Here is a 24,261-nt window from a genome sequence, read left to right on the forward strand (position 1 = left end):
CGTGGCTGGTAGGGCGGTGGTGCGGCGGTCTCTGGGTGGAGGGCGTGGCTGGTAGGGCGGTGGTGCGGCGGTCTCTGGGTGGAGGGCGTGGCTGGTAGGGCGGTGGTGCGGCGGTCTCTGGGTGGAGGGCGTGGCTGGTAGGGCGGTGGTGCGGCGGTCTCTGGGTGGAGGGCGTGGCTGGTAGGGCGGTGGTGCGGCGGTCTCTGGGTGGAGGGCGTGGCTGGTAGGGCGGTGGTGCGGCGGTCTCTGGGTGGAGGGCGTGGCTGGTAGGGCGGTGGTGCGGCGGTCTCTGGGTGGAGGGCGTGGCTGGTAGGGCGGTGGTGCGGCGGTCTCTGGGTGGAGGGCGTGGCTGGTAGGGCGGTGGTGCGGCGGTCTCTGGGTGGAGGGCGTGGCTGGGGGCGGTAGCGGTTCAGAGGTCCGAGGCGGGTGTGGGTGTTTGTAGTGCGGTAGGCGTCTGGTTGGGGGGCTGTGCGGAGGTGGCGGGGGTGACCCGCTGATCACGTGCGGACATGGGTAACTCCGCAGCCACCTCCCAGCCGATACGCACATGACGTAAGGCCGAGGGCTGACGGTCGAGCTACCGGACGACGCGCTGAAGACTCGGGGAGGCCGGCCCAGGCAGCCGAAAAGGCCGGTAGCGGGAGTGCTACCGGCCTTTTCGGGGCTGCTCTGTGCCTACATGGTGGTGATCAGTTGGTGCGGACCGACAGACCGGGGTTGTCCGAGAGGACGACGGTCAGGGGCTGGGCGAACAGCTGGGGGGTGTCGCCGGTGATGGCACCGATGATGTTCGGGATCTCGCAGATCGGGAAATCCGCGACCGAGGAGGCGCTGGAGATGCCGAGGGCCAGGCGGCCGGTGACGATGGCGCCGCCGGAGTCGCCGGGGAGGGCGCAGATGTTGGCCGAGAAGCTCTGGGTGAGCTGGCGGTCGCCGACCTGGACGGTCTGGTCGACACCGTTGATCACGCCGCAGCTGAAGCCGGTGCGGGCACCGGACTTGCAGACGGGGGCGCCGACCACGGGGGTGGCCACGCCGTCGACGGCGATGGGGGCCTGGCCGGGGATGCGGACCAGGTTGTTCTCGAAGCGGGCGCGCGCGTTGTCGTTGACGCGAATGATCGAGTAGTCCTGCTCGCCGAGCACCGACTTCTGGAAGGTGCCGAGCTGAGCGCCCGCGCGGTCACCGTTGACCTCGTACACGGCGGCGGCGTTGCCGGTGCCCGCCGACTCGATGTCGGGGTTGCAGTGGCCCGCCGAGATGTTGATGACGTTGCCCGAGCGGTCGGTGCCGTTGAAGCCGAGCGAGCAGCGCAGCGAGCTGCGGCCGATCACCGAGGCGTAGCCGTCGCCGCCTGCCAGCGCACCGTTGCCGTCACCGGCGACGGGGGTGGCGGTCAGGTCGACGCGCTCGCCCGCCACCGGCGGTGCGGTGACGATGACGCGGGAGGGGTCGATGAAGCTGGGCAGCGGGAGCCCGGCCTGCTGCACGCGGACCGCGATCGAGTTGTTCACGGTGTCGACGACGACGCCACGCACCAGCGCGGAGATCTCCGGCGGTGCGGCGGCGAGCCAGTTCTCGAAGGCGGTCTTCTCGCCGCGCAGGGTGGACTCGCTCTTGGCGACGTTGCGGACCTCGAAACCGGCCGACTGCGCGGCTTCCCGGGCCTGGTCGGCGCCGGGGCCGTGCGACAGCGCGATGACGGCGTTGCCCTGGTCGCTCAGCCAGGAACCGGCGAAGACCTGCGGGAACTGACGCTGCGCGGTGGTGGAGAACGCGGCGACCTGCTGCGCGACATCGGCGCGGCGCAGGTATTCGTCGGGGGAGATCTTCAGATCCCGGGTGACCGCCTCGATGAGCTGGGCGGGCAGATCTGCGCGCGCGGGCTGCGCGTCGGCAACCGCCATCGTGGGGCCGAACAGCAGAAACGCCGCCGAAGCGGCGATTATCGATTTCCGAGCTCTTCTCGAGCTTCGCGCGGACGGGGTACGACCCATACGTGGCAGGAGCATGATCGGAACTATATGGGCTCGAGCGACTTATGCCTACTCGGACCGGGCAAGAGATTTCGCTCACCCGGTCCGGTCGGTGATTTGTCCCCGCTCAGCCCGCGTTGGGCTTGGTGCGCACCATGATTCCGGTGCCGAGGCCGCCGCCCGATGTGGCCTCGATGTCGGCCAGGATGGGCCGGATCGGGACGCCGAGCGACGCGGTGCCGCCGTAGGGGGCGAGCTGGGTGTTGGCCTCGGTGCAGTTGGGCGCACCGGAGGCGTTCGAGCCGCTGGTGATGCCGAGGGCGAGCGTGCCGGACACGATGGCGCCGCCGCTGTCGCCGCCGAGGGTGCAGGCGGTGCTGGCGAAGCCGCGGATCGTCTTGCTGACGCCCGCCTCGGTGAACAGCTGGGTCTCCACGTGATCGGCCGAGACGAACCCACAGGTGAAGGTGGAGGACTGGCCGGTCTTGCAGACCGGTGCGCCGGTGACGGGTTCGGCGGTGCCGGTGATCGTCAGGGTGGTGCCCTCGGCGCCGCGCACGCGAGGCTGGTCCATGCCCGCGTTCACCGCGCGCTCGTTGAGCTTGATCACCGAGTAGTCCAGCGAGGCGGGGCCGCCGAGTACCGCGCGGGCGAAGGTGCCGACTTCGGGACTGTTGGGGATGTCGCGCACGTTCGGGACGTAGACCGAGGCCGTGCCGCCGTTGTCGACGTTCGGGTTGCAGTGGCCCGCGGAGATATTGAGCGCGTTGCCCGCGGCGTCGGTGCTGTTGAACCCGAACGAGCAGACGTCCACGCCGCGCAGGTCGGCGTCGTGCAGGTCCTTCTTCGCGGTGATGTAGGTGTCGCCGCCCATCGGCTTGTACTCCACCGGGCCGCCGCCGCCGGGCGAGAGCACCACCTTGATGGTGGCGATCAGGGTGGGCAGGTTGAGCATGTGGCCGGTGCCGGTGTTGGCCACGTTGAGCACGAGCTGACTGTTGAGCACGTCGATCGCGATCGAGCTGATCGGCGCGGAGATCGCGGGCGGCAGGCTGGCGACCCACTGACTCAGTTGCACCAGCGCGCCTTCCAGCCCGCCGGCCGAGATCGGCGCGAGGTGGGTCTGGTAGCCGGCGGCGGTGACGAGCTTGCCCGCCTCGGCATCGGTGGTGGCGACGACGGCCTTGCCTTCGGGCGTGAGCCAGGCGCCGGCGAAGGTGTCGGGGTTCGCGGCACGGAAGTCGGTCGCGTAGTCGCGCAACTGCTGGGCGCGCGCGGCACGATCGAGGTACTCGGTGGGGGTCATCCCGAGGTCACGCGACAGTGCGGTCACCAATTCACCGGGTAACGCATCGGCCGAAAGTTGTAGTGGCGCAGCAGGTTCCGATGACGCGATGCCGGATCCGAGCAGGGGTGCGAGAAGAACAGTCGCGGCGAACCCGGCGGAGGCTGCCTTGACCGCGGCGCGACGCGCCACCAACTTGCGCATGAAATCCCTTCGTCGACAACCAGTGACCGAGAACACCGCCGGCGGCGATCATGTCGGTCAGCGCATCACTCTAGGGCACGCTCGCCCAGCTGGCGCGGTTACCGTCCGGCTGCTGGATTCAGCGCTGCCCCGGGATGGTCAGGGGCGCGGGGAGATAGCCCGGCGGGTAGGTCCCGAAGGGCGACCGGGGCTTGGTGGTGGTGGGGCCCGGTGTGGTCGTCGGCGGGGTGGTGGTCGGCTCCGGGGTGGTCGTCGGCGGCGCCTCGGTGGTCGTCGGCTCCGGTTCGTCGGTCGTGGTGACCGGCGGGGGCGTGGTCGACTCGACGACCGGCGGCGGAGGCGGCGCGGGCGCCGAGGTGGGCGACAGCGTTTCCGGGCTGGCATCGGAAATCGTCGGCGGTGCGACGGTTTCGGAATCGCGGATCAGGACCGAGACCGCGACCCCGCCGAGCAGCAGGCCGATGAGCGCGGCGGCGGCGATCAGCAGCGGGGTCTTGTTGCGCGCGGGTTCGCGGGCGGGCACCACCGCGGGCTCCGCGATCGGGGCGGGCGCGATCGGCGCCATCGCCTTCGTCGGCAGCGGTGAGACCGGCAGCGCCGCCGAGTATGCCTGCGCGGTCACCGCGGGCGGCGGCAGCGCGGGCATCACATCGGTGGCGATCGTGGCGTTCTCGGTGACGATCGGGTCGGGCGGGGTCGCGCCGGCCGGGGTGGCCAGCACCGCGACCAGCGCCGCCTGGGCGGCGGCGTTGGCGAAGGTCTTACCGGGATCGGCGCCGTTCGCGGGCTGGGGCAGCTCGTCCTCGCCGAGCAGGGCCACCGACTTCAAGCCCAGATAGTCCAAAGCCTCGCGTACGCCGCGCACGACCTCGGTCGACCAGGCCGCGGGGTGGGTGGCGTAGAACTCGGCCGGGCCGCTGAGGTGCTCGGTGGTGAGATCGATCAGGCAGAACATCGCCGTCGCGAGGAGGTCTTCGGCACGGTAGGCCTCGCCGCCGTCGACATCGACACCGGCCGGATCCCCGATCGCGCGCACGAAACCGGCGATCGAGTGGGCATGCCCGGTGGGAGCTGGTCCGCCGAGGGCGGCGTCACCGTCGTCGGACATGTGCAGAACCGAAGCACGCTCGATCACCTGAACCGTGCCGTCCTCGGTGACCACCGCGGCGATGCATTCGTCATCGGCGATACGCAGGCCGACCCCAGTGGCCATCGGCGGAACACCCCTCACTTCGGCGTCGACATCGTCCGCGCGAGTCACACCAGCAATCGGCCGTGTCCCATCGCGCGCAGCATTGACAGTAATTCCGATCGTGAGCGCGCGCCTAGTCGACGTCGGATCCGCGCGACGTGATGCTCTACGGTCTTCGCGGAAATGTACAGCCTCGCGCCGATCTCGCGATAGGTCAGACCGAGCAGAACCAGCTCGGCCACCTCGCGTTCCCGGTCGCTCAGAGCGCCGGACTCGCCGGTCAGGGGCGTGGGACCGGCTGCGGGCGGCTGCGGTTGTGCGGTCGGTCGCAGTGGCTCGACCGGCTGGGCTTGCGCGCGCACCGAACGCGCGAGCTTGAGCAAGGCGGTGGCGGTGGTCGAGTCGCTCGCCGCGAGGGCTGCCTCGCTGGCCAGGCGGGCGGCGTCCCAGGTGAGCCCGAGCTCGGCCAGTGCCGAGACCGCGGCCTCCACATCGGCCGCCGCCACCTGCCCCCGCAGCACGAGCACCCAGGTGCGCCCGGCGTCGGCCAGCACGGTGGCCTGCCGGTCACCCGCTTCCGCCGCCGTCTTCAGCGCGTGGGCGTGGGGCAGCAGCGCTCGGGGCGACTCGTCGGCCAGCGCGGCCTGCACGCCGTACCAGTGAAAGGAATTGGTCCAGGCGGGTGCGCGGCCCACTTTGCGGACCAGCACCCTGGCGGCATCGACGAGCGGTTCGATCCGGCGCGCGTCGCCGAGGCGGATACCGGCCAGCCACAGTTCGCCGATCGGCAACAGGCTCAACAGGTCGGCTTCCAGCTCGTCGAACAGTGGGCAGGCCGCGTGCCACGCGCGAGCCAGGGCGGCGTGATCGCCGCCGCGCCGGGCCAGTCCCACGGTCAGGGCGTGGGCGAGGAGTTGATCGCGGGGCGCGAGGGCGGGGATGTCGATCTCGGCGAGAGTGCTCGCGGCACGGCGTTCGTCGCCGCCGAGCAGTGCGGTCCACGCCGTCAGCACCGGAAGTTGCCGGCCACCACCCATGCCCGCCGCCCGGCGCAGCGCGTCACCGGCGCGACGGGGCTCGCCGCTGCCGAGGCAGAGCAGCGTGGCGATCGAGACCGCCGAGCAGGGCAGATAGCGATCGTCGCCGGTGTCGGTGTTGCCCGCCTGGATCAGGGCGGAAATCGCCGCGGCCGTTCCGGTTCCGTGCGGGTCGAGCGATTCGTCGAGCGCGCCCGCGATCAGCCGAGCGCCCGCGTCGGCCTCGGTCGGCGGCCAGTGCTGTGCTGCTTCGGACATGCGCGCGGCGCCGGCCTGTTCACCGGCCAGGGTGAGGACCATCGCCGCAGGCGCCCAGTCGGCGCCGATTCGGTCGGGTCCGAGCCAGTTGTACAGGCCGGCCGCACGGCTCACCAGTCCTCGGCGGATGAGCACGCTCGCGCAGATGCGCACCGCGGCGACGAGGTCGGCGCGTGCGACGTTCTCGGCGGTCAGCAGCGGTTCGGCCAGGCGTAGCGCGGTGTCGGTGTCACCCGCGTGCGCGGCGGCCTCGGCCCAGCGCAGCGCGATCGACTCCATTGCCGCGCCTGCCGCGGCCGCCGCCGCGTAGCAGCGGGTCGCCTCGTCGGATTTCTCGGCTGTGCGACAGAGGAACTCGGCGAGCCGGGCATCGACGACGCCGGACTCGGCCAGGATCAGTGCGGTGCGGTCGCGGAGCAGACCCGCGTCGAGGCGCGCGGTGAGCAGCCTGCGCTGCACATCGACATAGCGACGATCGCCGAGCAACGTCCGCAGCGGACCGACGGCGGGCGCGAGGAGCAGGTCGGCATCGGTGACCAGGGCGCCCGACCTGGCCCGGTCGATCAGGTCGTGGGCGGTGGCGGTGTCGACACCGAGCACCTCGGTGAGTTCTGTCGCGTCCAGTCCGGTTCCGGTCGCCGCGATGACCAGCGTTTCGAGCAACTCGGGTTCGACCGCTTCCAGCAGCGTTCGCGTCCAGACGGTGACGGCATCGTCGACCGCTGCCTCACAGGTTTCCAGCGACGCGGCGTGGGCGCCCTTCAACGCCGCGACGACACCGCCGGGAATGCCCGCCGTGAGCTGATGGATACGCGCCGCGAGCGGCTGGGACACGGCCACGCCGAGTTCCCTGGCGAACGAGGTGATGTGGGCACTTCCCAGTGCTCGCAGATCCACCGTGCGGCCGTTGCGCGCCACCGCGTCGGCCAGCGCGCGCAGCTGGGGATCGTGTGGCCGAGGCTGGGTGGTCAGCACCACCGAGCGTTGCCCGGTTTCGATGGCCTCGCAGAGTGCGCGAAGCTCGGCGTCGCTGTAGCTGTGGATATTGTCGGCGACGAGCACTGCCCGGTCGGGAACCCCGTTCTCGACATCGTCGGCGGCGGATTCGACCACCGGTATGCCGCGGCGACGCAGGCGTGCGCGAACGGCGTCGAGCAGGAAAGTCTTTCCGGTCCCGGCTCGGCCGCGGATCAAGAGCAGCACCGTCTGCTGGTCGGCGTTGTCGAGATCGCGGAAAATGGTTCGGGCATTCGGGAAGGTGTCGTGGGCGATCTCAGCCACCATTTCCTCCGAGGACCTTGCCGGGCAGTTGCGTACCCGATTCGAGGGTTTCGCCGACCGCGCCGCCCACGTCGTCGAGCAGGCCGCCGGGGTCGACCTTGATGGTGGGGACCTGCGGCCGGGTCGGTGCGGGAGCGGGCGCCGGGGCGGGTGCTGGTGCGGGGGCAGGCGCCGGAGCCGGGGCGGGCGCGGGGGACTGCCCTGCGGGCGGCGCCTGGGCCGGTTGCTGCTCGGTGGGGCCTGGCTGGCCCGCTGTCGCCGGTGTTCCGTCGGCGGGTGCTCCACCGGTGGGTGTTCCGGCGGGTGCCGGAGTTCCCGCCGCGGGCGTGCCGCCAGGAACCCCGGCGTCGGTCGTACCGACCGGGATCGCGCCCGATGTCGCTGGTGTGCCGACCGCACCCGGCTTGGCCGGGTCGGTGACCACGGAGTTCGTGGCATTCGCCGTGCCGGCCGCACCGCCCGCGCCGGTCGCCGCGGGGGCGCCGGGGACCGATGGGGCCACGGTGGTCTCGGCGGGTCCGGTGGGTGAGAGCTGGGTGGCGCCACCGAGGGCGAGGGTGCCGGTGGCGAGCGCGGCCATGGTCAAGGCCGCCGCCGCGACGATCGCCGAGCGTTTGGCCGTGAACATCTTGGTCCGTACCGGCTCGGACGGTGGCAGTGCGAGTCCCTCGGCAACCGGTGCCGCAGCAGCCGATGCCGGTGCTACCGGCACGACGGGGATGGCCTCGGTGGGCACGCTGATCGCGGCGACGTCGAGGGCGATCTCGGCCGCGCCGCGTGCCGTGCAGGTCGCGGGGTCGGCGCAGGCGATCACCGGCAGGCCGAATTCGGTCGAGATCAGCTCGGCGACCAGGGGAATCGCGCCACCGCCACCGGTGAGCAGCACCCGGCCGACATCACCGAGGGTGAGTTCGGCGCGGCGCACCGCGTCCTGGAGCAGGCTCATCGAGTCGAGCAGGATCGGGCGCAGCAGATCTTCGAGTTCGCCCCGGGTCAGCCGGACCTGTTCGGTGTGGATCGCGGGGTTGAGCATGCCGACCGGAATCGCCGTCGCGGTAATTCTGGAGAGTTCTTCTTTCGCAATTCTGCAACGCTCTCGCAATGCCGACAATTCTTCTTCGACAACGGGATCGAATGGATCTATGTCGTTTCCGTTCAGAACATTTGCCAGCACATAGCGCATGGTCAGTAGATCGAATTCGGAACCGGCGATCGCGGTGCTGTGCACCGGGGTGCCGAGCAGTCCGGCCTGCTCGCCGGTGCGCAGGACCGATACGGTCGAACCGCTCGCGCCGAGGTCGTACACGACCAGCGCGCCGTCTTCGAGCTGTCCGTGCTCGATCTCGTATCGGCGCACCGCGGCCAGCGGCTCGGGCACCAGCGTCACTTCGGGCAGGCCGGCGCGGGCCAGCGCGGACCTGGCGGCCTCGACGGTGTGCTCCGGCCACCATGCCGGGTAGCACGCGACGGTGGTGGGCACCTCGGTGGCGACACCGGAGAGTTCGGCGATCAGCGCACGGGTCGCGGCGGCGACCAAATCGGCTGCGTCGTGGGTGGAACCGTCCTCGGCCAGCAGATCCACCGGATCGCCGACCCTGGACACGTAGTCGTCGACGACAACCCCGCGATGGTGGCGCGTGGTGTCGGCGAAGCTCACCGATCCGTCGGCGCCGAGCATCAGTGCGCTGCGATGGGTGCGAACGGTGGCACCGGTCCCGTCGGCTGTCGTGGCCGCGGCGGCCGAATTCGCCGCTCCGACAGTGATGCCGAGCGCCAGACGCTCTGTCATTGGACAACCCCGTTCGCAGGACTTCCGGTGGGCCGGTAAACGCTTGTGTACAGCGAGATCGCCGATGGCAGCGTCCCACTCGATCTGTCGGTTGCTAGGGGACAGCTGTTACCTGCGATGGGGCAAGTACGGGGAAATTCCCCTAATCGGTGGTCGGCCCCTAATGGGGTACGCCCGGCGGGACTAGGTATTCGCCCCGTTACCTGTAACGACGGGCCCGCCTAGCGTGAAAGACATTCCAACGACAAACAGATCGGGCGTCACCGCCCATGATCTGGAGGAGCTGATCTCGATGACACCGAACGCGATTCTGGAGTTCATCCTCAATCTGCTGCGCGACCCCGAGGCCGCGGCAGGCTACTGCGCCAACCCGTGCCTCGCGCTGGCTGAGGCAGGCCTCGTGGTGACCCCGGAGGACATTTCCGCCGTCGCCCCGATGGTGGCGGAATCCGCGCTGGTCAGCGGCGGCTCCCAGTTGCAGGCGATCGTCGCCGCCGGCGCCGCGGCGAGCACGAGCGCGGCCCTGGCAGGCACAGCCACCGCTGCGGCCGCCGTCACCGCGGCCGCGGCGGCCGATGCCGAACTCGACCTCGGTCTCGACGCCGGCCTCGGTGCTGTGGCCTCGGTCGTCGCCGGCGCCGCCGCCCAGGTAGGCGCCGGCCTCGATGTGGCACTCGACGCCGTCACCGGCGCGAACGTCGATGTGAACGCCGGCCTCGGCGCCGACCTGGCCGCCGGTGTGACCGGCGCCCTCGGCGCGGGCCTCGGCCTGAACGGCGCGATCGACAGCGCCCTCGACCTCGGCGCGAACCTCGGCGGAGCGCTGAACGGTGCGGTAGGTGTTGGTGGTGATCTTGCCGCTGGTCTGGGTGGTGCGCTGAACGGTGCGGCCGGTGTTGGTGGTGACTTGGCTGCTGGTCTGGGTGGTGCTGTGAACGGTGCGGTGGGTGTTGGTGGTGATCTTGCTGCTGGTCTCGGCGGTGCGCTGAACGGTGCGGTGGGTGTTGGTGGTGACCTTGCTGCTGGTCTCGGTGGTGCGCTGAACGGCGCGGTTGGTGCCGGTGTGGATCTCGGTGCGGGTCTCGACACCACGTTGTCCGGTGGAATCGGTGCCGGTCTCGATGGTGCCCTGTCGGGTGCGGTCGGCGCGGGGACCGACCTCGCCGCGGGTCTTGGCGGCAGCCTGGCCGGCTCGGTCGGCGCGGGTGCTGGTCTCGGTGGGGCGCTCACGGGCGCGGCTGGTGTTGGTGGTGACTTGGCTGCTGGTCTGGGTGGTGCTGTGAACGGCGCGGTTGGTTCCGGCGCGGATCTTGGTGCGGGTCTCGACACCACGCTGAACGGTGGAATCGGTGCCGGTCTCGACGGTGCCCTGTCGGGTGCGGTGGGCGCGGGGACGGATCTTGCCGCGGGTCTCGGGGGCAGCCTGGCCGGCTCGGTCGGCGCGGGGACCGACCTTGCCGCGGGTCTTGGCGGCAGCCTGGCCGGCTCGGTCGGCGCGGGCGCTGGTCTCGGTGAGGCGCTCACGGGTGCGGCAGGCGCAGGCGCGGATCTCGCCGCTGATCTCGACGGCGCGGTGGGTACCGGAGTCGGTCTCGGTGGCGAGCTGACCGGGGCGGCCGGTGCCGGTCTCGGTGGCGCGTTGTCGAGTGCGGTCGGTGCGGGCTCTGGTCTCGGCGGGGCGTTGGCCGCGGGTGGCGATATCGCCACCGACTTGGATGGTGCGGTCGATGTCGGCGCTGGTCTCGGCGGTGGTCTCGATGCCGGTCTGAGCGGTGCGACCACCGCCGCGGGAGGACTCGGTGCCGGCGTCGGCGGTGGTCTCGGTGCCGCAGCCAACGCGGGCACGCAGGCTGCCGGTGGGCTCGGCGCCGCAGCCAACGTGGGTGCGCAGGCCGCCGGCGGGCTGGGCGCGGCCGCCACCACGTCGGCGATCACTGGTCTCGACGGCGTGGTCGGCGCGGGCGCGGACCTGGGCACCGGTCTCGAAACCGGGTTGGGCGGCGCAGTGTCGGCGGGTACGGATCTGACCGGTGGCTTCACGGGTGGGGCAGGGTTCGGGGTCGACGAACTGCTCACCGGCGGCGGCTCCGGACAGATCACGACCGGAGTGGAATCAGCACTGTCCACCACGTCGGGCATCGGGCTGACCACCGGTCTGCACGGTGGCCTCGAGACCGCGACGACTGTCGGCACCGACGTGACCGGTTCGCTCGCCTCGGGTGCGCAGGCAGGAGTGAACGGCGCAGTCGATCTGGCCGGTGGCGCCCACGCGGGCCTGGACGGTGTGGCCGACGCAGGCGCCGGCCTCGCGGGTTCCGCCGTCGGCGGTGCCCAGACCGGGTTGACCGGTGCCGTGGAGACCGGCCTGACAGGTTCCGCGATCGGTGGCGCCGAAACGGGAACCGGCCTCGAGACCGGCCTCGGCGGACTCGGCGATGCGGGACTGTCGGGCGCGATCACCGGCGGCACCCAGGTGACCGGCGGCTTCACCTCCGCCGTCGACGGCGCGGCACAGGGCGGCACCGCCGCGGTCTCCGGCCAGACCACGTCGACCTCGACCACCCAGATCGACGCTTCCGGCACCACTCATGGCGCGGTCACCACCGCGGCCGACACCTGGTCCGGCGTCGACGTATCGAGCGCGTTCGGTTCGGGCCTGCACGGTTCCAGCCTCGGTGGTGCCGAGACCTCGCTGTTCGGTGAATCGAGCACCGTCACCGACACCGGTGCCGACGTGCACACCGACGGACTGTTCCACTGAGCGAAACGGGCGAAGGGATGACTGTTCTCGCACCGAACGTGGTGCCGCTGACGACGGTGTTGTCCGACACCGTCGCGGCGGCCCACGCCGCGGGCCGTGACGACCTGGTCGGGCGTCTGGAGAAGGTGGCCGTGCGGGTGCGCGACCCGCGGCACCGGATCGTCGTCACCGGTCAGCTCGGTCAGGGCAAGAGCAGGTTCGTGAACGCACTGCTCGGGTTGGATGTGTGCCGGGTCGGCGACGACGCGACCACCGTGTTGCCCCTGCAACTGTCCTACGGCGCGCAGCAGCGGGCGTACCTGGTGCTCACCGCGCCGGGTACCGACGAATCGCGGGTCGAGATCCCGTTCGACGAGATCGGAACCGTCGATACCCGCACGCCACTGGCGCAGGGCAGACAGGTTGTGCGGATCGAAGCCGAGCTGCCCAGTCAGCTGCTGGCCGACGGCATCGTCCTGATCGACACCCCTGGCGTCGGCGGCCACGGAAGTGCCGGCACCGCGGGCGTGCTCAGCCTGGCTGCGGCCGCCGACGCCGTGCTTGTGCTCTCGGATGCCTCCACCGAGCTCACCGAACCCGAACTCACCTTCGTCCGGCAGATCCGCGAAATGTGTCCCGTGGTCGCCGTTCTGCTCACCAAGACCGACCTCTACCCGCACTGGCGGCAGGTGCTGGAGGCCGACCGAGCCCATCTGACGCGCGCGGAAACCGATGTCGCCCTGATCCCGGTATCGGCGCTGCTGCGTGCGCACGCCCTGCGCTTGCAGGACGCGCAGCTGGGCCTGGAGTCCGGTTTCGGCGTGCTGTTCGGTTTCCTGCGCGATCGGGTCGTCGCCCGTGATCAGGCGGTCACGCGGCAGGCCGTGGCTCGTGAATTACATTCGGCGGCAGAGCATCTGGCGCTGGCGCTGGGCAGCGAGCTGGTGGCGCTGCGCGATCCGGCCGGTGGCGCGGCAGCGGTCAACGAGTTGCAGTCGGCGCGTGCGGCCGCCGAGGAGTTGCAGCGGCGCACCGCGAGCTGGCAGCAGACCCTCACCGACGGCATCACCGACCTCGTGGGCGACGTCGATCACGACCTGCGCGATCGTCTGCGCGGTATCGCCCGCACGGGCCAGGAGTGGATCGACGAGAACGACCCGGGCAGGCATTGGGGCGCGATCACGGAATGGCTGACCGGCTCCGTCGATACCGCCCTCGGCGACAACCTTCTGCTGACCCACCGCCGAGCCGAGCTGCTCGCCGAACGGATCGCGGGCCATTTCGCCGAGGTCGGCGCGGTCGATCTGCCGGAGGTGCACTCCGGGATGGACGACGAGAGCGGCCTGGCCACTTCGGGTTCCCTGGCCGATCTCGAGCCGGATATCGGCTTCACGAGCAAGGTGCTGGTCGGTATGCGCGGCTCCTACGGCGGCGTGCTGATGATCGGGCTCGCCACGACCTTCGCAGGCCTGGCCATGCTGAACCCGATCTCGCTCGGCGCGGGCCTGATCGTGGGCGGCAAGGCCTATCGCGACGACAAGTCGGCCCGGCTGGCGCGCCGCCGCGTCGAGGCCAACGGTGAGGTGCGCCGGTTCCTCGACGACGTGGCGTTCCAGGCAGCCAAGGACACCAAGGACCGGCTGCACCGCATCCACCGTGCGCTGCGCGACCACTTCGCCGGGGTGGCCGAGCGCAGCCTGCGGTCGATCGACGCTTCCCTGCGGGCCGCACAGGAGGCGGCGGCGATGGCCGCCACACACCGCGCCGAGCGCACCGTCGTGCTGGAACGCCAACTGCACGCGGTGGCCGAGTTGCGCCGCTACGCGGAATCGATGCAGATCGAACTGAGACGGGCCGACGGTACGGTATCTGGGTGACCCACCGTTTCGACACCGCCGCGCCCGGCGACCGGACCACACCGAGGATCCTGGCCGAAGCGCACGAGCTGATCGGCGCGGCGGCGCGGGCGTTCGGCCGCGACGAGTACGTGCGCGCGCTGCTGGCCGACTGCGAATACCGCTTGCGTGAGCCGCTGCGGGTCGCGCTGGCCGGTTCGATCAAGGCGGGCAAGTCGACGTTGCTGAACGCGCTGGTAGGCCAGGCCGTCGCCCCGACCGACGCCACCGAGTGCACCCGCGTCGTCACCTGGTACCGCGACGCCGCTACCCCCACGGTCACCGCGCACGCGGTCGACGGCTCGCGCGCGAATGTGATCGTGCGGCGCGGCAGCGGCGCGCACGGACTGACCTTCGACCTGAACGGTCTGAGCTGGGATGCGCGCGGTCCCCGGGCGGTGGACCATCTCGAGGTCGGGTGGCCGTCGGCCGCGTTGTCGCAGACCACGATCATCGACACCCCTGGCACGTCGTCGCTGTCGCGTGAGGTGTCGCTGCGCACCGCGCGACTGCTCACTCCCGCCGATGTCGAGGATGATTCGCGGGCCGCGCCGCTGTCGGTGTCCGGTGCCGATGCCGTTGTCTATCTGTTGCGCCGTCTCGATGCCGCCGACGTGCGTTTTCTCGAGCAGATCGGTGCGGGCGCCGGTGGTGCGGGGCCACTCGGTGTGATCGGGGTGGTGTCGCGCGCCGACGAGATCGGCTCCGGTCGTATCGACGCGCTGCATTCGGCTCGCGATGTCGCCGCCCGGTTCGCCGACGAGCTGGAGCGAACCGGCTTGTGCCAGGCGGTGATTCCGGTGGCCGGGCTGCTCGCGTTCGCCGCGGCGACCCTGCGACAGCCGGAGTTCGCGGCGTTCGAGGCGCTGTCCACGGTGCCCGCGGAGGATCTCGGGATCGCGTTGCTCTCGGCGGACCGATTTGCTCGCGCCGATGTCGCGCTGCCGGTCGATCCGGAACTGCGTGCGCAGCTGGTCGATCGCTTCGGTCTGTTCGGAATTCGCATGGCCACCATGCTGATTCGGCTCGGCGCCCGCGATTCTTCCGCGCTGGCGGCGGAATTGGCGGCTCGCAGCGGCATCGAGGAACTGCGCTCGGTCTTGGAGGTCCAATTCGGCCAGCGCGCTGAGGAATTGAAGGCGCATTCGGCGCTGAGCACGCTGGACCGGATCCTGGCCGCCTACCCCGGTACCGAAGCCGATCGCCTGCGGCCGCGCGTGCGTGCTCGGCTCGCCGATGTGCACGGTTTCACCGAACTCCGGCTGCTCGGGCGCCTGCGCACCGACGAATTGCCGTTGCCGCCACCGGTACTCGCCGACCTGTACCGCATGCTGGGCGGCGCCGGCGTGGCGGCGCATCTACGCCTCGGGCTGCCTGCGGAGGCCGACCCGAATTCGTTGCGTGCCACGGCGTTCTCCGCCGTCCGCACCTGGCGTGCCCGAGCGGCCCACCCGCTGGCCGACCGATCGACCGCCACTGCCTGCCGCGCCGCGGCCCGCAGCGCCGAGGGAATTCTGGCCGAGCTCCCTCAGTCGCGGACCACCTAGCCGGTCAGAGGAAGTAGGCGGTTCCCGAGGAGCTTCCGGTCCCGTACCCCAGGCTCTTCGCGAACTCCCGAATCGCGATCAACGCGTTCCCCACCGGCCCCGGGTCACTGCACGATCCCCCGACCGACGAGAACGTGCACCCGTCATCGGCCACGGCGACGCCGCTGTCGGCCACGGCGCTCCCGGCGGAGGCGACCATCCCCCCGCCGGTCAGGGCGGCGATCACGGCCACCCCGCCGAACGCCCGCTTCCACTGAACCTTGCCCATCGATGCACGCATGCTTCCGAAACTAGTGTCCGGCAAGACTGTTCGCAGCCCTATCGTTGCCCCGAATAATCGGGGCAACGAGCGCTGATCACTCACCCAGTGCCGGCACTACCTCCTCCGCGAGGTACTGCTCGATCCCGCGCCCGGCGCGCTGCGCCTGGATCACGGTGGCGCCGTGCTCCTGAGCCGCAGCCGTCAATTCCTTCCGGGACTCGGCTTCCACCCCACCTCCGATCACCAGCAGGCGAACCTGTTCACGCTCGAGGATCGCGAGCGCCTCGTCGTCGGTGGTCGACCCGAGGACGCGATATCCGAGCCCGCCCACATAGCCGAGCGCGGCATCGACAACTTCGCGCCCGCGCCCGACGGTCAGCAGATCAACTGTGTACATGTGCTTCCACCCTTCATGTTTCATACTGTGACGATTTCCGGCTCATCATCGAGCACGCGCTGTTCCAGCTTTGCCTCCTTCGGCAGTGCGAAGAATCCGAGACACACCAGCAGCAGCATCCCGGCGCCGTAGAACAGCGTGTACCGGAATGTCTGAGCGAAGTTCACCGCGTTGGCCTCGGTGCCCGCTTCCGCGAGTACGCGCGAAACCGCCGCGTCGCCAACAGGATTCGACTGACAACTAGGGGGTGTCACGGCCGGGTCCTCTTCCGCCGACCGGTCGTGCACGCATGCCGCGAACCCGGCCACGATCTGATCCTGGAGCTGTACCGGCATTCCTTCGAGGGCCAGCTCGGCCCGGATCTCGGGCGTCACTGCGGCCACCCCGAGATCGGAATCCCGGTCCAGCGCGGTGAAGAACAGCACGCCGACCAACGCGACGCCCAGCGCGGTTCCCAACTGCTGTCCCGTGTTCAGCAGTCCGGAAGCCGACCCCGCCTCCCGTACCGGCACTTGACCGAGCAGCAGGTCCAGCGTGGGCGCCACCACCATCCCGAACCCCGCACCGGTGATCACCAACGGCAGCGCCATCTGCCAGGAAGTGAACTCGCTCCCGTATCGCACACCCATCGCGCCGTAGAGCGCGAACCCCGTCGCATTCACCAGCGCCCCGGCCATCAACACCCGCCGTCCGTACCTGGCGGCCAGCACGCCGACCGAAAGCCCCGCTCCCACCCCGGCACCCACCGCGAACAGCGCCGAGGTGAGCCCGGCCCGCAGCGGCGACCACCCGAGTCCACCCTGCATGAACAACGTCCACACCAGGAAGAATCCACCCATGGCGATCCAGAAGAGCAGCCAGGTCCCCAGCCCGATCGCGAACGGCCGCGACCGGAACAGTCCGAGGTCGACCAGCGGCGAACGCCCCTTCCGCGCAAGGCCGCGCTCGTAGAACAGGAACCCGGCGAACACCGTGAGAGCCGCACCCATCATCACGAAAGTCCATGCGGGCCAGTCGAGTCGACGTCCTTCGGTCAACGGGTAGACCAGCAGCAGTACCGCGGATACCGACAGCGCCATGCCGACCGGGTCGAGCCGGGGCGGTCTGGCCGACTTCGAATCGCTCATCACGAACCATGCCGCGATGAACCCCGCGATGCCGACCGGAATGTTCACCAAGAAGATCGGCCGCCAAGCCAGCCCGAACAGGTCGGCCTGCACCAGCACGCCGCCGAGCGCGAGACCGACCGCGGAGGCCGACCCGCCGACACCGCTGTAGAGGGCAATCGCTTTGGCTCGCTCCTCCTTCGGGAATGTCGTCTGGATGATGGCCAGGATCTGGGGCACCATCAACGCTCCCATCGCACCCTGCGCGAAGCGGGAGCCGATGAGCACGGTGGGATCGGTGGCCAGCCCGCACGCCACCGAGGCGATCGTGAAACCGGCCATGCCGGTGAGGAACACGCGTTTGCGACCGTAGATGTCGCCGAGTCGGCCGCCGGTGATCAGCACGGCGGCGAAGGCGAGAACGTAAGCCGCGATGATCCATTCGAGCTGCGAGTACTCGGCGTGCAGGTCGTTCCGGATGCTCGGCACGGCCACATTGACGATGGTCACGTCGAGTAGATCCATGAAGCCGGCGGCCAGCACCACCGCGAACGCGATCCAGCGCCGCGGATCCGGGGCGGGGGGAGTGGGGGAGGTAGTCACGAGAGTCTCTCTTCGAGTAGGGGACCTTCAAACTATGCACCTCGAGTGATTATCAATCAATAGGGCAATCATGAATGGTGCGTTAATCGGCGTATCGTAGGGGTGTGACCGACCCGACGCAGCTGTCGACCCACGCCGGATTCCTCCTCGGCCAACTGGGCTTCCATACCGCCTACCGCTTCAGCGATCTACTGGCGCCGCTGGGCATCAAGCCCCGCCACTTCGGCATGCTGAAACTCCTGAGCGCCCACGACGGCCGCACGCAGCAGGAACTCGGCGAGGCGCTGGAGATCCACCGCAATGTCATGGTCGGCCTGGTGGACGACCTGGAGAAACGCAACCTCGTGGAACGTCGCCGTCACCCCAGTGATCGGCGCGCATACGCACTCCACCTCCTGCCCGCCGCCCATGCCCTCCTGGCCCGAGCCGAGCAGCGGGTAGCCGAGCTGGACGCCGAACTCCTGTCGCCCCTGTCTCCCGAGGACCGCGCGCTCTTCCTCGATCTCCTGCGCCGAACCGCCGAGGGCAACGGCCTTCGTCCCGGCATCCATCCCGGCCTCACCCGATAGCCCGCCGATGGTCTCCGGACCGTCACGATCGCGCATCGGGGGCTGCAGTTGAGCGCACTCGTGGCAAGAATGGCTCGGGGGCCGGGAAATTTTTTCGGGTGGCGGGAATGAATCGCCGCAGCTACTGGTTGTGCTGATCAACAACATGAGCGGACCTGACTCAACTTCGGGTTGACTCACGGTGGATCTCGAAGGCAGGATTGAGCCCACTGCGCTCAGCGTTGCAATAACCGAACGTCAAACAGGAGGAAACCACTATGGCTCGTGCGGTCGGAATCGACCTCGGGACCACGAACTCCGTCGTCGCCGTGCTCGAAGGCGGCGAGCCGGTCGTCGTCGCGAACTCGGAAGGCTCGCGCACCACCCCCTCGATCGTCGCCTTCGCGAAGAACGGCGAGGTTCTCGTCGGTCAGCCCGCGAAGAACCAGGCGGTCACCAACGTCGACCGCACCATCCGCTCGGTCAAGCGCCACATCGGCACCGACTGGAACGTCGAGATCGACGACAAGAAGTACACGCCGCAGGAGATCTCCGCGCGCACGCTGATGAAGCTGAAGCGCGACGCCGAGGCCTACCTGGGCGAGGAGATCACCGACGCCGTGATCACCGTCCCGGCCTACTTCGAAGACGCCCAGCGTCAGGCCACCAAGGAAGCCGGCCAGATCGCCGGTCTCAACGTGCTGCGCATCGTCAACGAGCCCACCGCGGCCGCGCTCGCGTACGGCCTGGACAAGGGCGACAAAGAGCAGACCATCCTGGTCTTCGACCTCGGTGGCGGCACCTTCGACGTCTCGCTGCTGGAAATCGGCGAGGGCGTCGTCGAGGTCCGCGCGACCTCCGGTGACAACCACCTCGGTGGCGACGACTGGGACGAGCGCGTCGTGTCCTGGCTGGTCGACAAGTTCAAGGCGTCCTCGGGCATCGACCTGACCAAGGACAAGATGGCCATGCAGCGTCTGCGCGAGGCCGCCGAGAAGGCCAAGATCGAACTGTCCTCGGGCCAGTCCACCTCGATCAACCTGCCCTACATCACCGTCGACGCGGACAAGAACCCGCTGTTCCTCGACGAGCAGCTCACCCGCTCGGAGTTCCAGAAGATCACCTCTGATCTGCTGGATCGCACCCGCGCGCCGTTCCAGTCCGTGATCAAGGACTCGGGCCTGAACGTGGCCGACATCGACCACGTCGTGCTCGTCGGTGGCTCCACCCGCATGCCCGCCGTCTCCGAGCTGGTCAAGGAACTGACCGGCGGCCGTGAGCCGAACAAGGGCGTGAACCCGGACGAGGTCGTCGCCGTCGGCGCCGCACTGCAGGCCGGCGTGCTCAAGGGCGAGGTCAAGGACGTTCTGCTGCTCGATGTCACCCCGCTGTCGCTGGGTATCGAGACCAAGGGTGGCGTGATGACCAAGCTCATCGAGCGCAACACCACCATCCCCACCAAGCGCTCGGAAACCTTCACCACCGCTGACGACAACCAGCCTTCGGTGCAGATCCAGGTGTTCCAGGGTGAGCGCGAGATCGCCTCGCACAACAAGCTGCTGGGCTCCTTCGAGCTCACCGGCCTGCCCCCGGCCCCGCGCGGCGTGCCGCAGATCGAGGTCACCTTCGACATCGACGCCAACGGCATCGTGCACGTCACCGCGAAGGACAAGGGCACCGGCAAGGAAAACAAGATCAAGATCCAGGACGGCTCCGGTCTGTCCAAGGAAGAGATCGACCGCATGGTCGCCGATGCCGAGGCGCATGCCGCCGACGACAAGGCGCGCCGTGAAGAGGCCGAGACCCGCAACCAGGCCGAGTCGCTGGTGCACCAGACCGAGAAGTTCATCAACGAGCAGAAGCTGAGCGAGGGTGGCGCACAGGTCTCCGCCGATCAGCTGGCGAAGGTGGAGAACGCGGTCGCCGAGGCCAAGCAGGCTCTCGAGGGCACCGACATCTCCGCGGTGAAGTCGGCCGTGGAGAAGCTGGCCACCGAGTCGCAGGCCCTGGGCCAGGCGATCTACGAGGCCAGTGCCGCCGCCGACGCGCAGTCCGGCAACGGCGCGGGCCCCAGCCAGGCCGATGACGATCAGGTCGTCGACGCGGAGGTCGTGGACGAGCCGGTCGACACGGACAAGAAGTGACCGAGGCGAACTCCTCGGAGCAGGAGTTGGTCGAGGAAATCCTGGACGACACTGCGGACGAGAACGCGGAGGCCGCCACGGCGGACTCCGCCCTCGACGCCGAAGTCGTCGAACCGGAGCACGACGAGCTGGCCGAGCGCACGGCCGACCTGCAGCGGTTGACCGCGGAATACGCGAACTACCGCCGCCGGGTCGAGCGTGACCGGCAGGCCAACATCGATGCCGCCAAGGCGTCGGTGGTCACCGAATTGCTCGCGGTGCTGGACGATCTGGATCGGGCGAGGGCGCACGGCGACCTCGATTCCGGTCCGCTGAAGTCCGTCGCCGACAAGCTCGAGACCGCGCTCACCAAGCAGGGTCTGGTCGAATTCGGTTCCGCCGGTGACCCGTTCGACCCCACGCTGCACGAGGCAGTGCAGCACGAGGGTTCGGGCGCCGACCCGGTGATCGGCATCGTCATGCGCAAGGGCTATCGGTTCGGCGACCGGGTGCTTCGGCACGCGCTGGTCGGGGTAACCGATGCCGAGGCCGCGGGGGCATCGGATCCGGATGCCGGCGACAGTCAATAAGAACGCGAAAGGAGGAGATGCCCGGTGAGCCAACGGGAGTGGATCGAAAAGGACTTCTACAAGGAGCTGGGTGTCTCCTCCGGCGCCTCGCAGGACGAGATCAAGAAGGCCTACCGCAAGCTCGCCCGCGACCTGCACCCGGACTCCAACCCGGGTGACACCAAGGCCGAGGAGCGGTTCAAGTCCGTGAGCGAAGCCAATGCGGTGCTGTCGGATCCTGCCAAGCGCAAGGAGTACGACGAGACGCGCCGCATGTTCGCGGGCGGCGGCGGTGGCGGACGAGCCTACGGCGGCGGGTTCAATCCCGGTGCCGGCGGCGGCTTCTCGCAGGACTTCAACATCGGTGACATCTTCGGTCAGGCCGGTGGTACCGGCGCCGCGGGCGACGGCGGGCTCGGCGATCTGCTGGGCGGGCTGTTCAACCGGGGTGGCGGCGGTGGCCGGGCGGCGGCTCGTCCGCGCCGCGGCTCCGACGTGGAGACCGAGACGACCCTGGGTTTCCGTGAGGCGGCCCAGGGTGTCACCGTTCCGCTGCGGATGACGAGTCCCTCGCCGTGCACCACCTGTCACGGCAGCGGTGCCAAGCCGGGCACCAGCCCGCGCGTGTGCCCGCACTGCAACGGTGCGGGCGTGGTCAGCCGGAATCAGGGCGCGTTCGGTTTCAGCGAGCCCTGCGACGACTGCCGCGGCACCGGGTCGATCATCGACGACCCGTGCACCGACTGCTCGGGCACCGGTATCCAGAACCGCACCCGCACCATCACCGTCCGGATTCCTCCGGGCGTCAGTGACGGTCAGAAGATCCGGCTGGCCGGTCAGGGCGAGGCGGGTCTGCGCGGTGCGCCTTCGGGCGATCTGTATGTCACCGTGCACGTCAGCCAGGACAAGGTCTTCGGCCGCCAGGGCGATGACCTCACCCTGGTGCTCCCGGTGAGCTACAGCGAATTGGTACTGGGGACAACAGTTTCCGTACCGACGCTCGACGGCCGGGTCGGCGTGAAGGTGCCCCCGGGCACCGCCGACGGGCGTATCCTGCGAGTTCGCGGTCGTGGCGTGCCCAAGCGCGGCGCGGCGGGCGGCGCCGGTGACCTGCTGGTCACGGTGAAGGTCGCGGTGCCGCAATCGCTCGACTCCGACGCCACCGATGCGCTCAAGCGCTATCAGGAGGCGGAGAAGGCCAGTGGCTTCGAACCGCGTGCAGGATGGGCGGGTGCTTGATGATGTCCGATGATCCGAAGTCCGTTTCGGGTGCTACCGCGCGTGCCGAGTTCTTCATGATCTCGGTGGCGGCTCAGCTGGCGGGGATGCACGCGCAGACGTTGCGTACCTACGATCGGCTGGGTTTGGTCACCCCGCAACGGACCTCGGGTGGCGGACGCCGTTATTCCGCCCGCGACGTCGAGGTGCTGCGCGAGGTGCAGCGCCTGTCGCAGGACGAGGGCGTCAATCTCGCCGGCATCAAGCGCATCATCGAGCTCACCAATCAGGTGGAGGCGTTGCAGCAGCGCGTCGAGGAGATGAGCGCGGAGATGGAGCGGTTGCGGGCGGGCTACCGGCCCGATCTGTCGCCGCCCGCGCGCAGTACCGCGCTCGTGGTGTGGCAGCCACGGCATCGGCGCTGAGTCGTCTTCGATTCGACGAGCCTCCGGTTCGCCCATCCGCTGTGGTGGATGCGAGCCGGGGGCTCGTTCGTCTCCGGTCAACCCCCGGCGACCGGCTGGTGACTCTCCAGCAACTCACTTATTCGTGATCTTGCTGATCGGAAGTCGCGTCGCGGTGCGCTGAGGTGGGGATTTATCACCGTGGACGTCCAAAAGTTTGCTGTCCGGATGCTGAATTCGGACCAATCGGAAGGCAATTCGCGCCCGGCGACCAGCCACTCCGGTGCGCCTACCATGCGTGTCACGGCTCGGCGCGCCGGTTTGCCGCATGCGGTCGACGTAGCGGAAGGGTCGCTCTACCAGGGCCATTGGTCACCAATTGCCTGATATTCCTGGTGGTTTCGAGAATCGTGAGCGGCTGTTCACCCGCAATTAACGGGCTTGAGGTATGTTTTCATGAGAAACTACTGGGAACCGCCTGGTATTTCGCGAATTACATGCGTGATGTTTAAGAGTACGATTCCTAAGCTGGCAAACCTCGCCTAGACTTCTCGCATCGGCTGCTGACGAGTGTCCTCCCAGCCCGTCACTCGCCGGCGCGGCTAGCGTTCGATGGCGAAACGAGGTTGTGACACATATGGATTCGCGGACTGTCGCTTTGATCCGTACTACGTTCAAGGCGGTTGCTGCGGAAGAAGGTGGACCCGAGAAGCTGTCGAGGTCGTTCTACTCGATCCTCTTCACGGACTACCCCGGTGTCCGCGACTACTTCCCGGCTGCCATGGATTCCCAGCGCGACCGGCTCGTCACGGCGATCTCCTACGCCCTCGACCGGCTGGAGGAGCCCGACAAGCTGCTGCCGTTCCTGGCCCAGCTCGGTCGCGACCATCGCAAATACGGCGTGCAACCGGCGCACTATGTGGCCGTGGCCAACTCGCTGAAATCCGCCATGCGGTTGTTCGCCGGTGCGGAGATGTGGACCGACGAGGTCGCCAGCGCATGGGACGAAGGTCTGGCCACCATCAGTGGCGCGATGATCAGCGCCGCCGACAAGGAGACCACCCCGGCTACCTGGACGGGGACCGTCGTCGAACATCGCGAGGTGCTGCGCAATCTCTCGATCGTGCGGGTCCAGCTCGACGTGCCGATGCAGTACGCCGCCGGTCAGTACCTCAGCGTGCAGATCCCCTCGCGGCCACGGATGTGGCGTTATCTCTCGCCCGCGAACCCGGCCAATCCCAACGGCGAGATCGAGTTCCACGTTCGCGGCGTGCTCGGCGGCTGGGTCAGCCCCGCCATGGTCGCGCACACCGCCGTCGGTGATCAGTGGGCGCTCGGCTCGCCGCTCGGCGGTCTCGGCGTACCGCGCAACACCAAACGCAAGATGCTGATGGTCGGTTGTGGCACCGGCATCGCCCCCCTGCGCGCGCAGATCATGGCGATGGCCCAGCGCCGGGTCAACCCGAAGGTGCACCTGTTCGTCGGCGGTCACCACCCCTGCGATCTCTACGACCTCCAGGTCCTGAGCCAACTCGCCATCGCCAACAAATGGCTCACCGTCACCCCCGTCACCGAGAGTGACGAAAACCCCTGGTGGTACTACGACTCCGGCGACCCCCAGCCGGATCTACCCGGCCTGGAACCCCGCATGACCGGCCAAATCGGCAAGGTCGTCGCCAGCTACGGCCCCTGGGCAGACCGTGACGTCCAAATCGTCGGCTCCCCCTCGATGGTCCAGACCACCAAGTTCCGCCTGATGGCGGCCGGTACCCAAGCCCAGTCGATCCGCCACGACCCCTTGTTCTGACCCGCGGGTTTGCCGCGAAA

17 protein-coding genes are annotated in these 24,261 nt (G+C 69.2%); 9 read left to right on the forward strand and 8 right to left on the reverse strand.

The window, feature by feature from the left end; genetic code table 11:
* Nucleotides 1-689 precede the first annotated feature (689 nt).
* The 5 genes from ACFVVI_RS12490 to ACFVVI_RS12510 form a co-directional block, all read right to left on the reverse strand.
* A complete protein-coding gene (locus ACFVVI_RS12490; protein WP_378995807.1) occupies nucleotides 690-2,012 on the reverse strand; it encodes a S1 family peptidase in 1,323 nt (440 codons plus the stop codon).
* 91 nt (nucleotides 2,013-2,103) lie between these two features.
* The gene (locus ACFVVI_RS12495) at nucleotides 2,104-3,465 is read right to left on the reverse strand and encodes a S1 family peptidase (protein ID WP_378995809.1); all 1,362 of its coding nucleotides are present in this window, start codon (nucleotides 3,463-3,465) and stop codon (nucleotides 2,104-2,106) included.
* 118 nt (nucleotides 3,466-3,583) lie between these two features.
* Nucleotides 3,584-4,678: a hypothetical protein gene (locus tag ACFVVI_RS12500; protein ID WP_387445392.1), complete on the reverse strand. Its 1,095-nt coding sequence runs from the start codon at nucleotides 4,676-4,678 to the stop codon at nucleotides 3,584-3,586.
* A gap of 44 nt (nucleotides 4,679-4,722) precedes the next feature.
* A complete protein-coding gene (locus tag ACFVVI_RS12505) occupies nucleotides 4,723-7,233 on the reverse strand; it encodes a LuxR C-terminal-related transcriptional regulator (RefSeq protein WP_387445393.1) in 2,511 nt (836 codons plus the stop codon).
* Entirely contained in the window at nucleotides 7,226-9,022 is a 1,797-nt protein-coding gene (locus tag ACFVVI_RS12510; RefSeq protein WP_387445395.1) for an Hsp70 family protein, read from the reverse strand. Before ACFVVI_RS12510 ends, ACFVVI_RS12505 begins: the two co-directional genes overlap by 8 nt.
* 292 nt (nucleotides 9,023-9,314) lie before the next feature.
* Here ACFVVI_RS12510 and ACFVVI_RS12515 point away from each other — a divergent pair, with 292 nt between their 5' ends.
* The 3 genes from ACFVVI_RS12515 to ACFVVI_RS12525 are packed head-to-tail and all read left to right on the forward strand — an operon-like array spanning nucleotide 9,315 to nucleotide 15,204.
* Nucleotides 9,315-11,783 (forward strand): IniB N-terminal domain-containing protein, encoded by a 2,469-nt coding sequence (locus ACFVVI_RS12515; protein WP_387445397.1) that lies wholly within the window; start codon nucleotides 9,315-9,317, stop codon nucleotides 11,781-11,783.
* A gap of 17 nt (nucleotides 11,784-11,800) precedes the next feature.
* The gene (locus ACFVVI_RS12520) at nucleotides 11,801-13,639 is read left to right on the forward strand and encodes a dynamin family protein (RefSeq protein ID WP_387445399.1); all 1,839 of its coding nucleotides are present in this window, start codon (nucleotides 11,801-11,803) and stop codon (nucleotides 13,637-13,639) included.
* Nucleotides 13,636-15,204, forward strand: coding sequence for a dynamin family protein (locus ACFVVI_RS12525; protein WP_387445401.1), 1,569 nt, complete (start codon nucleotides 13,636-13,638; stop codon nucleotides 15,202-15,204). Before ACFVVI_RS12520 ends, ACFVVI_RS12525 begins: the two co-directional genes overlap by 4 nt.
* A 4-nt stretch (nucleotides 15,205-15,208) precedes the next feature.
* Here the strand turns inward: ACFVVI_RS12525 and ACFVVI_RS12530 are convergent, their stop codons facing one another.
* From ACFVVI_RS12530 to ACFVVI_RS12540, 3 genes are all read right to left on the reverse strand, one after another.
* Nucleotides 15,209-15,484 carry a hypothetical protein gene (locus ACFVVI_RS12530; RefSeq protein ID WP_378995824.1) on the reverse strand — a complete coding sequence of 92 codons (276 nt, stop codon included), beginning with the start codon at nucleotides 15,482-15,484 and terminating at the stop codon, nucleotides 15,209-15,211.
* Nucleotides 15,485-15,560: 76 nt separating this feature from the next.
* Entirely contained in the window at nucleotides 15,561-15,863 is a 303-nt protein-coding gene (locus ACFVVI_RS12535) for a hypothetical protein (RefSeq protein WP_387445403.1), read from the reverse strand.
* Nucleotides 15,864-15,883: 20 nt separating this feature from the next.
* Nucleotides 15,884-17,572, reverse strand: coding sequence for an MFS transporter (locus tag ACFVVI_RS12540; RefSeq protein ID WP_387445404.1), 1,689 nt, complete (start codon nucleotides 17,570-17,572; stop codon nucleotides 15,884-15,886).
* Between the two features lie 104 nt (nucleotides 17,573-17,676).
* Between ACFVVI_RS12540 and ACFVVI_RS12545 the strand changes: the two genes are divergently transcribed.
* From ACFVVI_RS12545 to ACFVVI_RS12570, 6 genes are all read left to right on the forward strand, one after another.
* Nucleotides 17,677-18,141, forward strand: coding sequence for a MarR family winged helix-turn-helix transcriptional regulator (locus ACFVVI_RS12545; RefSeq protein ID WP_378995830.1), 465 nt, complete (start codon nucleotides 17,677-17,679; stop codon nucleotides 18,139-18,141).
* A gap of 257 nt (nucleotides 18,142-18,398) precedes the next feature.
* Nucleotides 18,399-20,264, forward strand: coding sequence for a molecular chaperone DnaK (dnaK, locus tag ACFVVI_RS12550; RefSeq protein WP_378995832.1), 1,866 nt, complete (start codon nucleotides 18,399-18,401; stop codon nucleotides 20,262-20,264).
* A complete protein-coding gene (gene grpE / locus ACFVVI_RS12555) occupies nucleotides 20,261-20,833 on the forward strand; it encodes a nucleotide exchange factor GrpE (RefSeq protein WP_387445406.1) in 573 nt (190 codons plus the stop codon). Before dnaK ends, grpE begins: the two co-directional genes overlap by 4 nt.
* Before the next feature lie 24 nt (nucleotides 20,834-20,857).
* Nucleotides 20,858-22,051, forward strand: a complete 1,194-nt coding sequence (gene dnaJ / locus ACFVVI_RS12560) for a molecular chaperone DnaJ (RefSeq protein WP_378995836.1) — start codon at nucleotides 20,858-20,860, stop codon at nucleotides 22,049-22,051.
* Between the two features lie 2 nt (nucleotides 22,052-22,053).
* Nucleotides 22,054-22,455 (forward strand): heat shock protein transcriptional repressor HspR, encoded by a 402-nt coding sequence (locus tag ACFVVI_RS12565; protein WP_378633530.1) that lies wholly within the window; start codon nucleotides 22,054-22,056, stop codon nucleotides 22,453-22,455.
* Between the two features lie 616 nt (nucleotides 22,456-23,071).
* Nucleotides 23,072-24,241 carry an FAD-binding oxidoreductase gene (locus ACFVVI_RS12570; protein WP_378995838.1) on the forward strand — a complete coding sequence of 390 codons (1,170 nt, stop codon included), beginning with the start codon at nucleotides 23,072-23,074 and terminating at the stop codon, nucleotides 24,239-24,241.
* Nucleotides 24,242-24,261 lie beyond the last annotated feature (20 nt).

Source organism: Nocardia sp. NPDC058114, from assembly GCF_042884695.1.
Taxonomy (GTDB): domain Bacteria; phylum Actinomycetota; class Actinomycetes; order Mycobacteriales; family Mycobacteriaceae; genus Nocardia.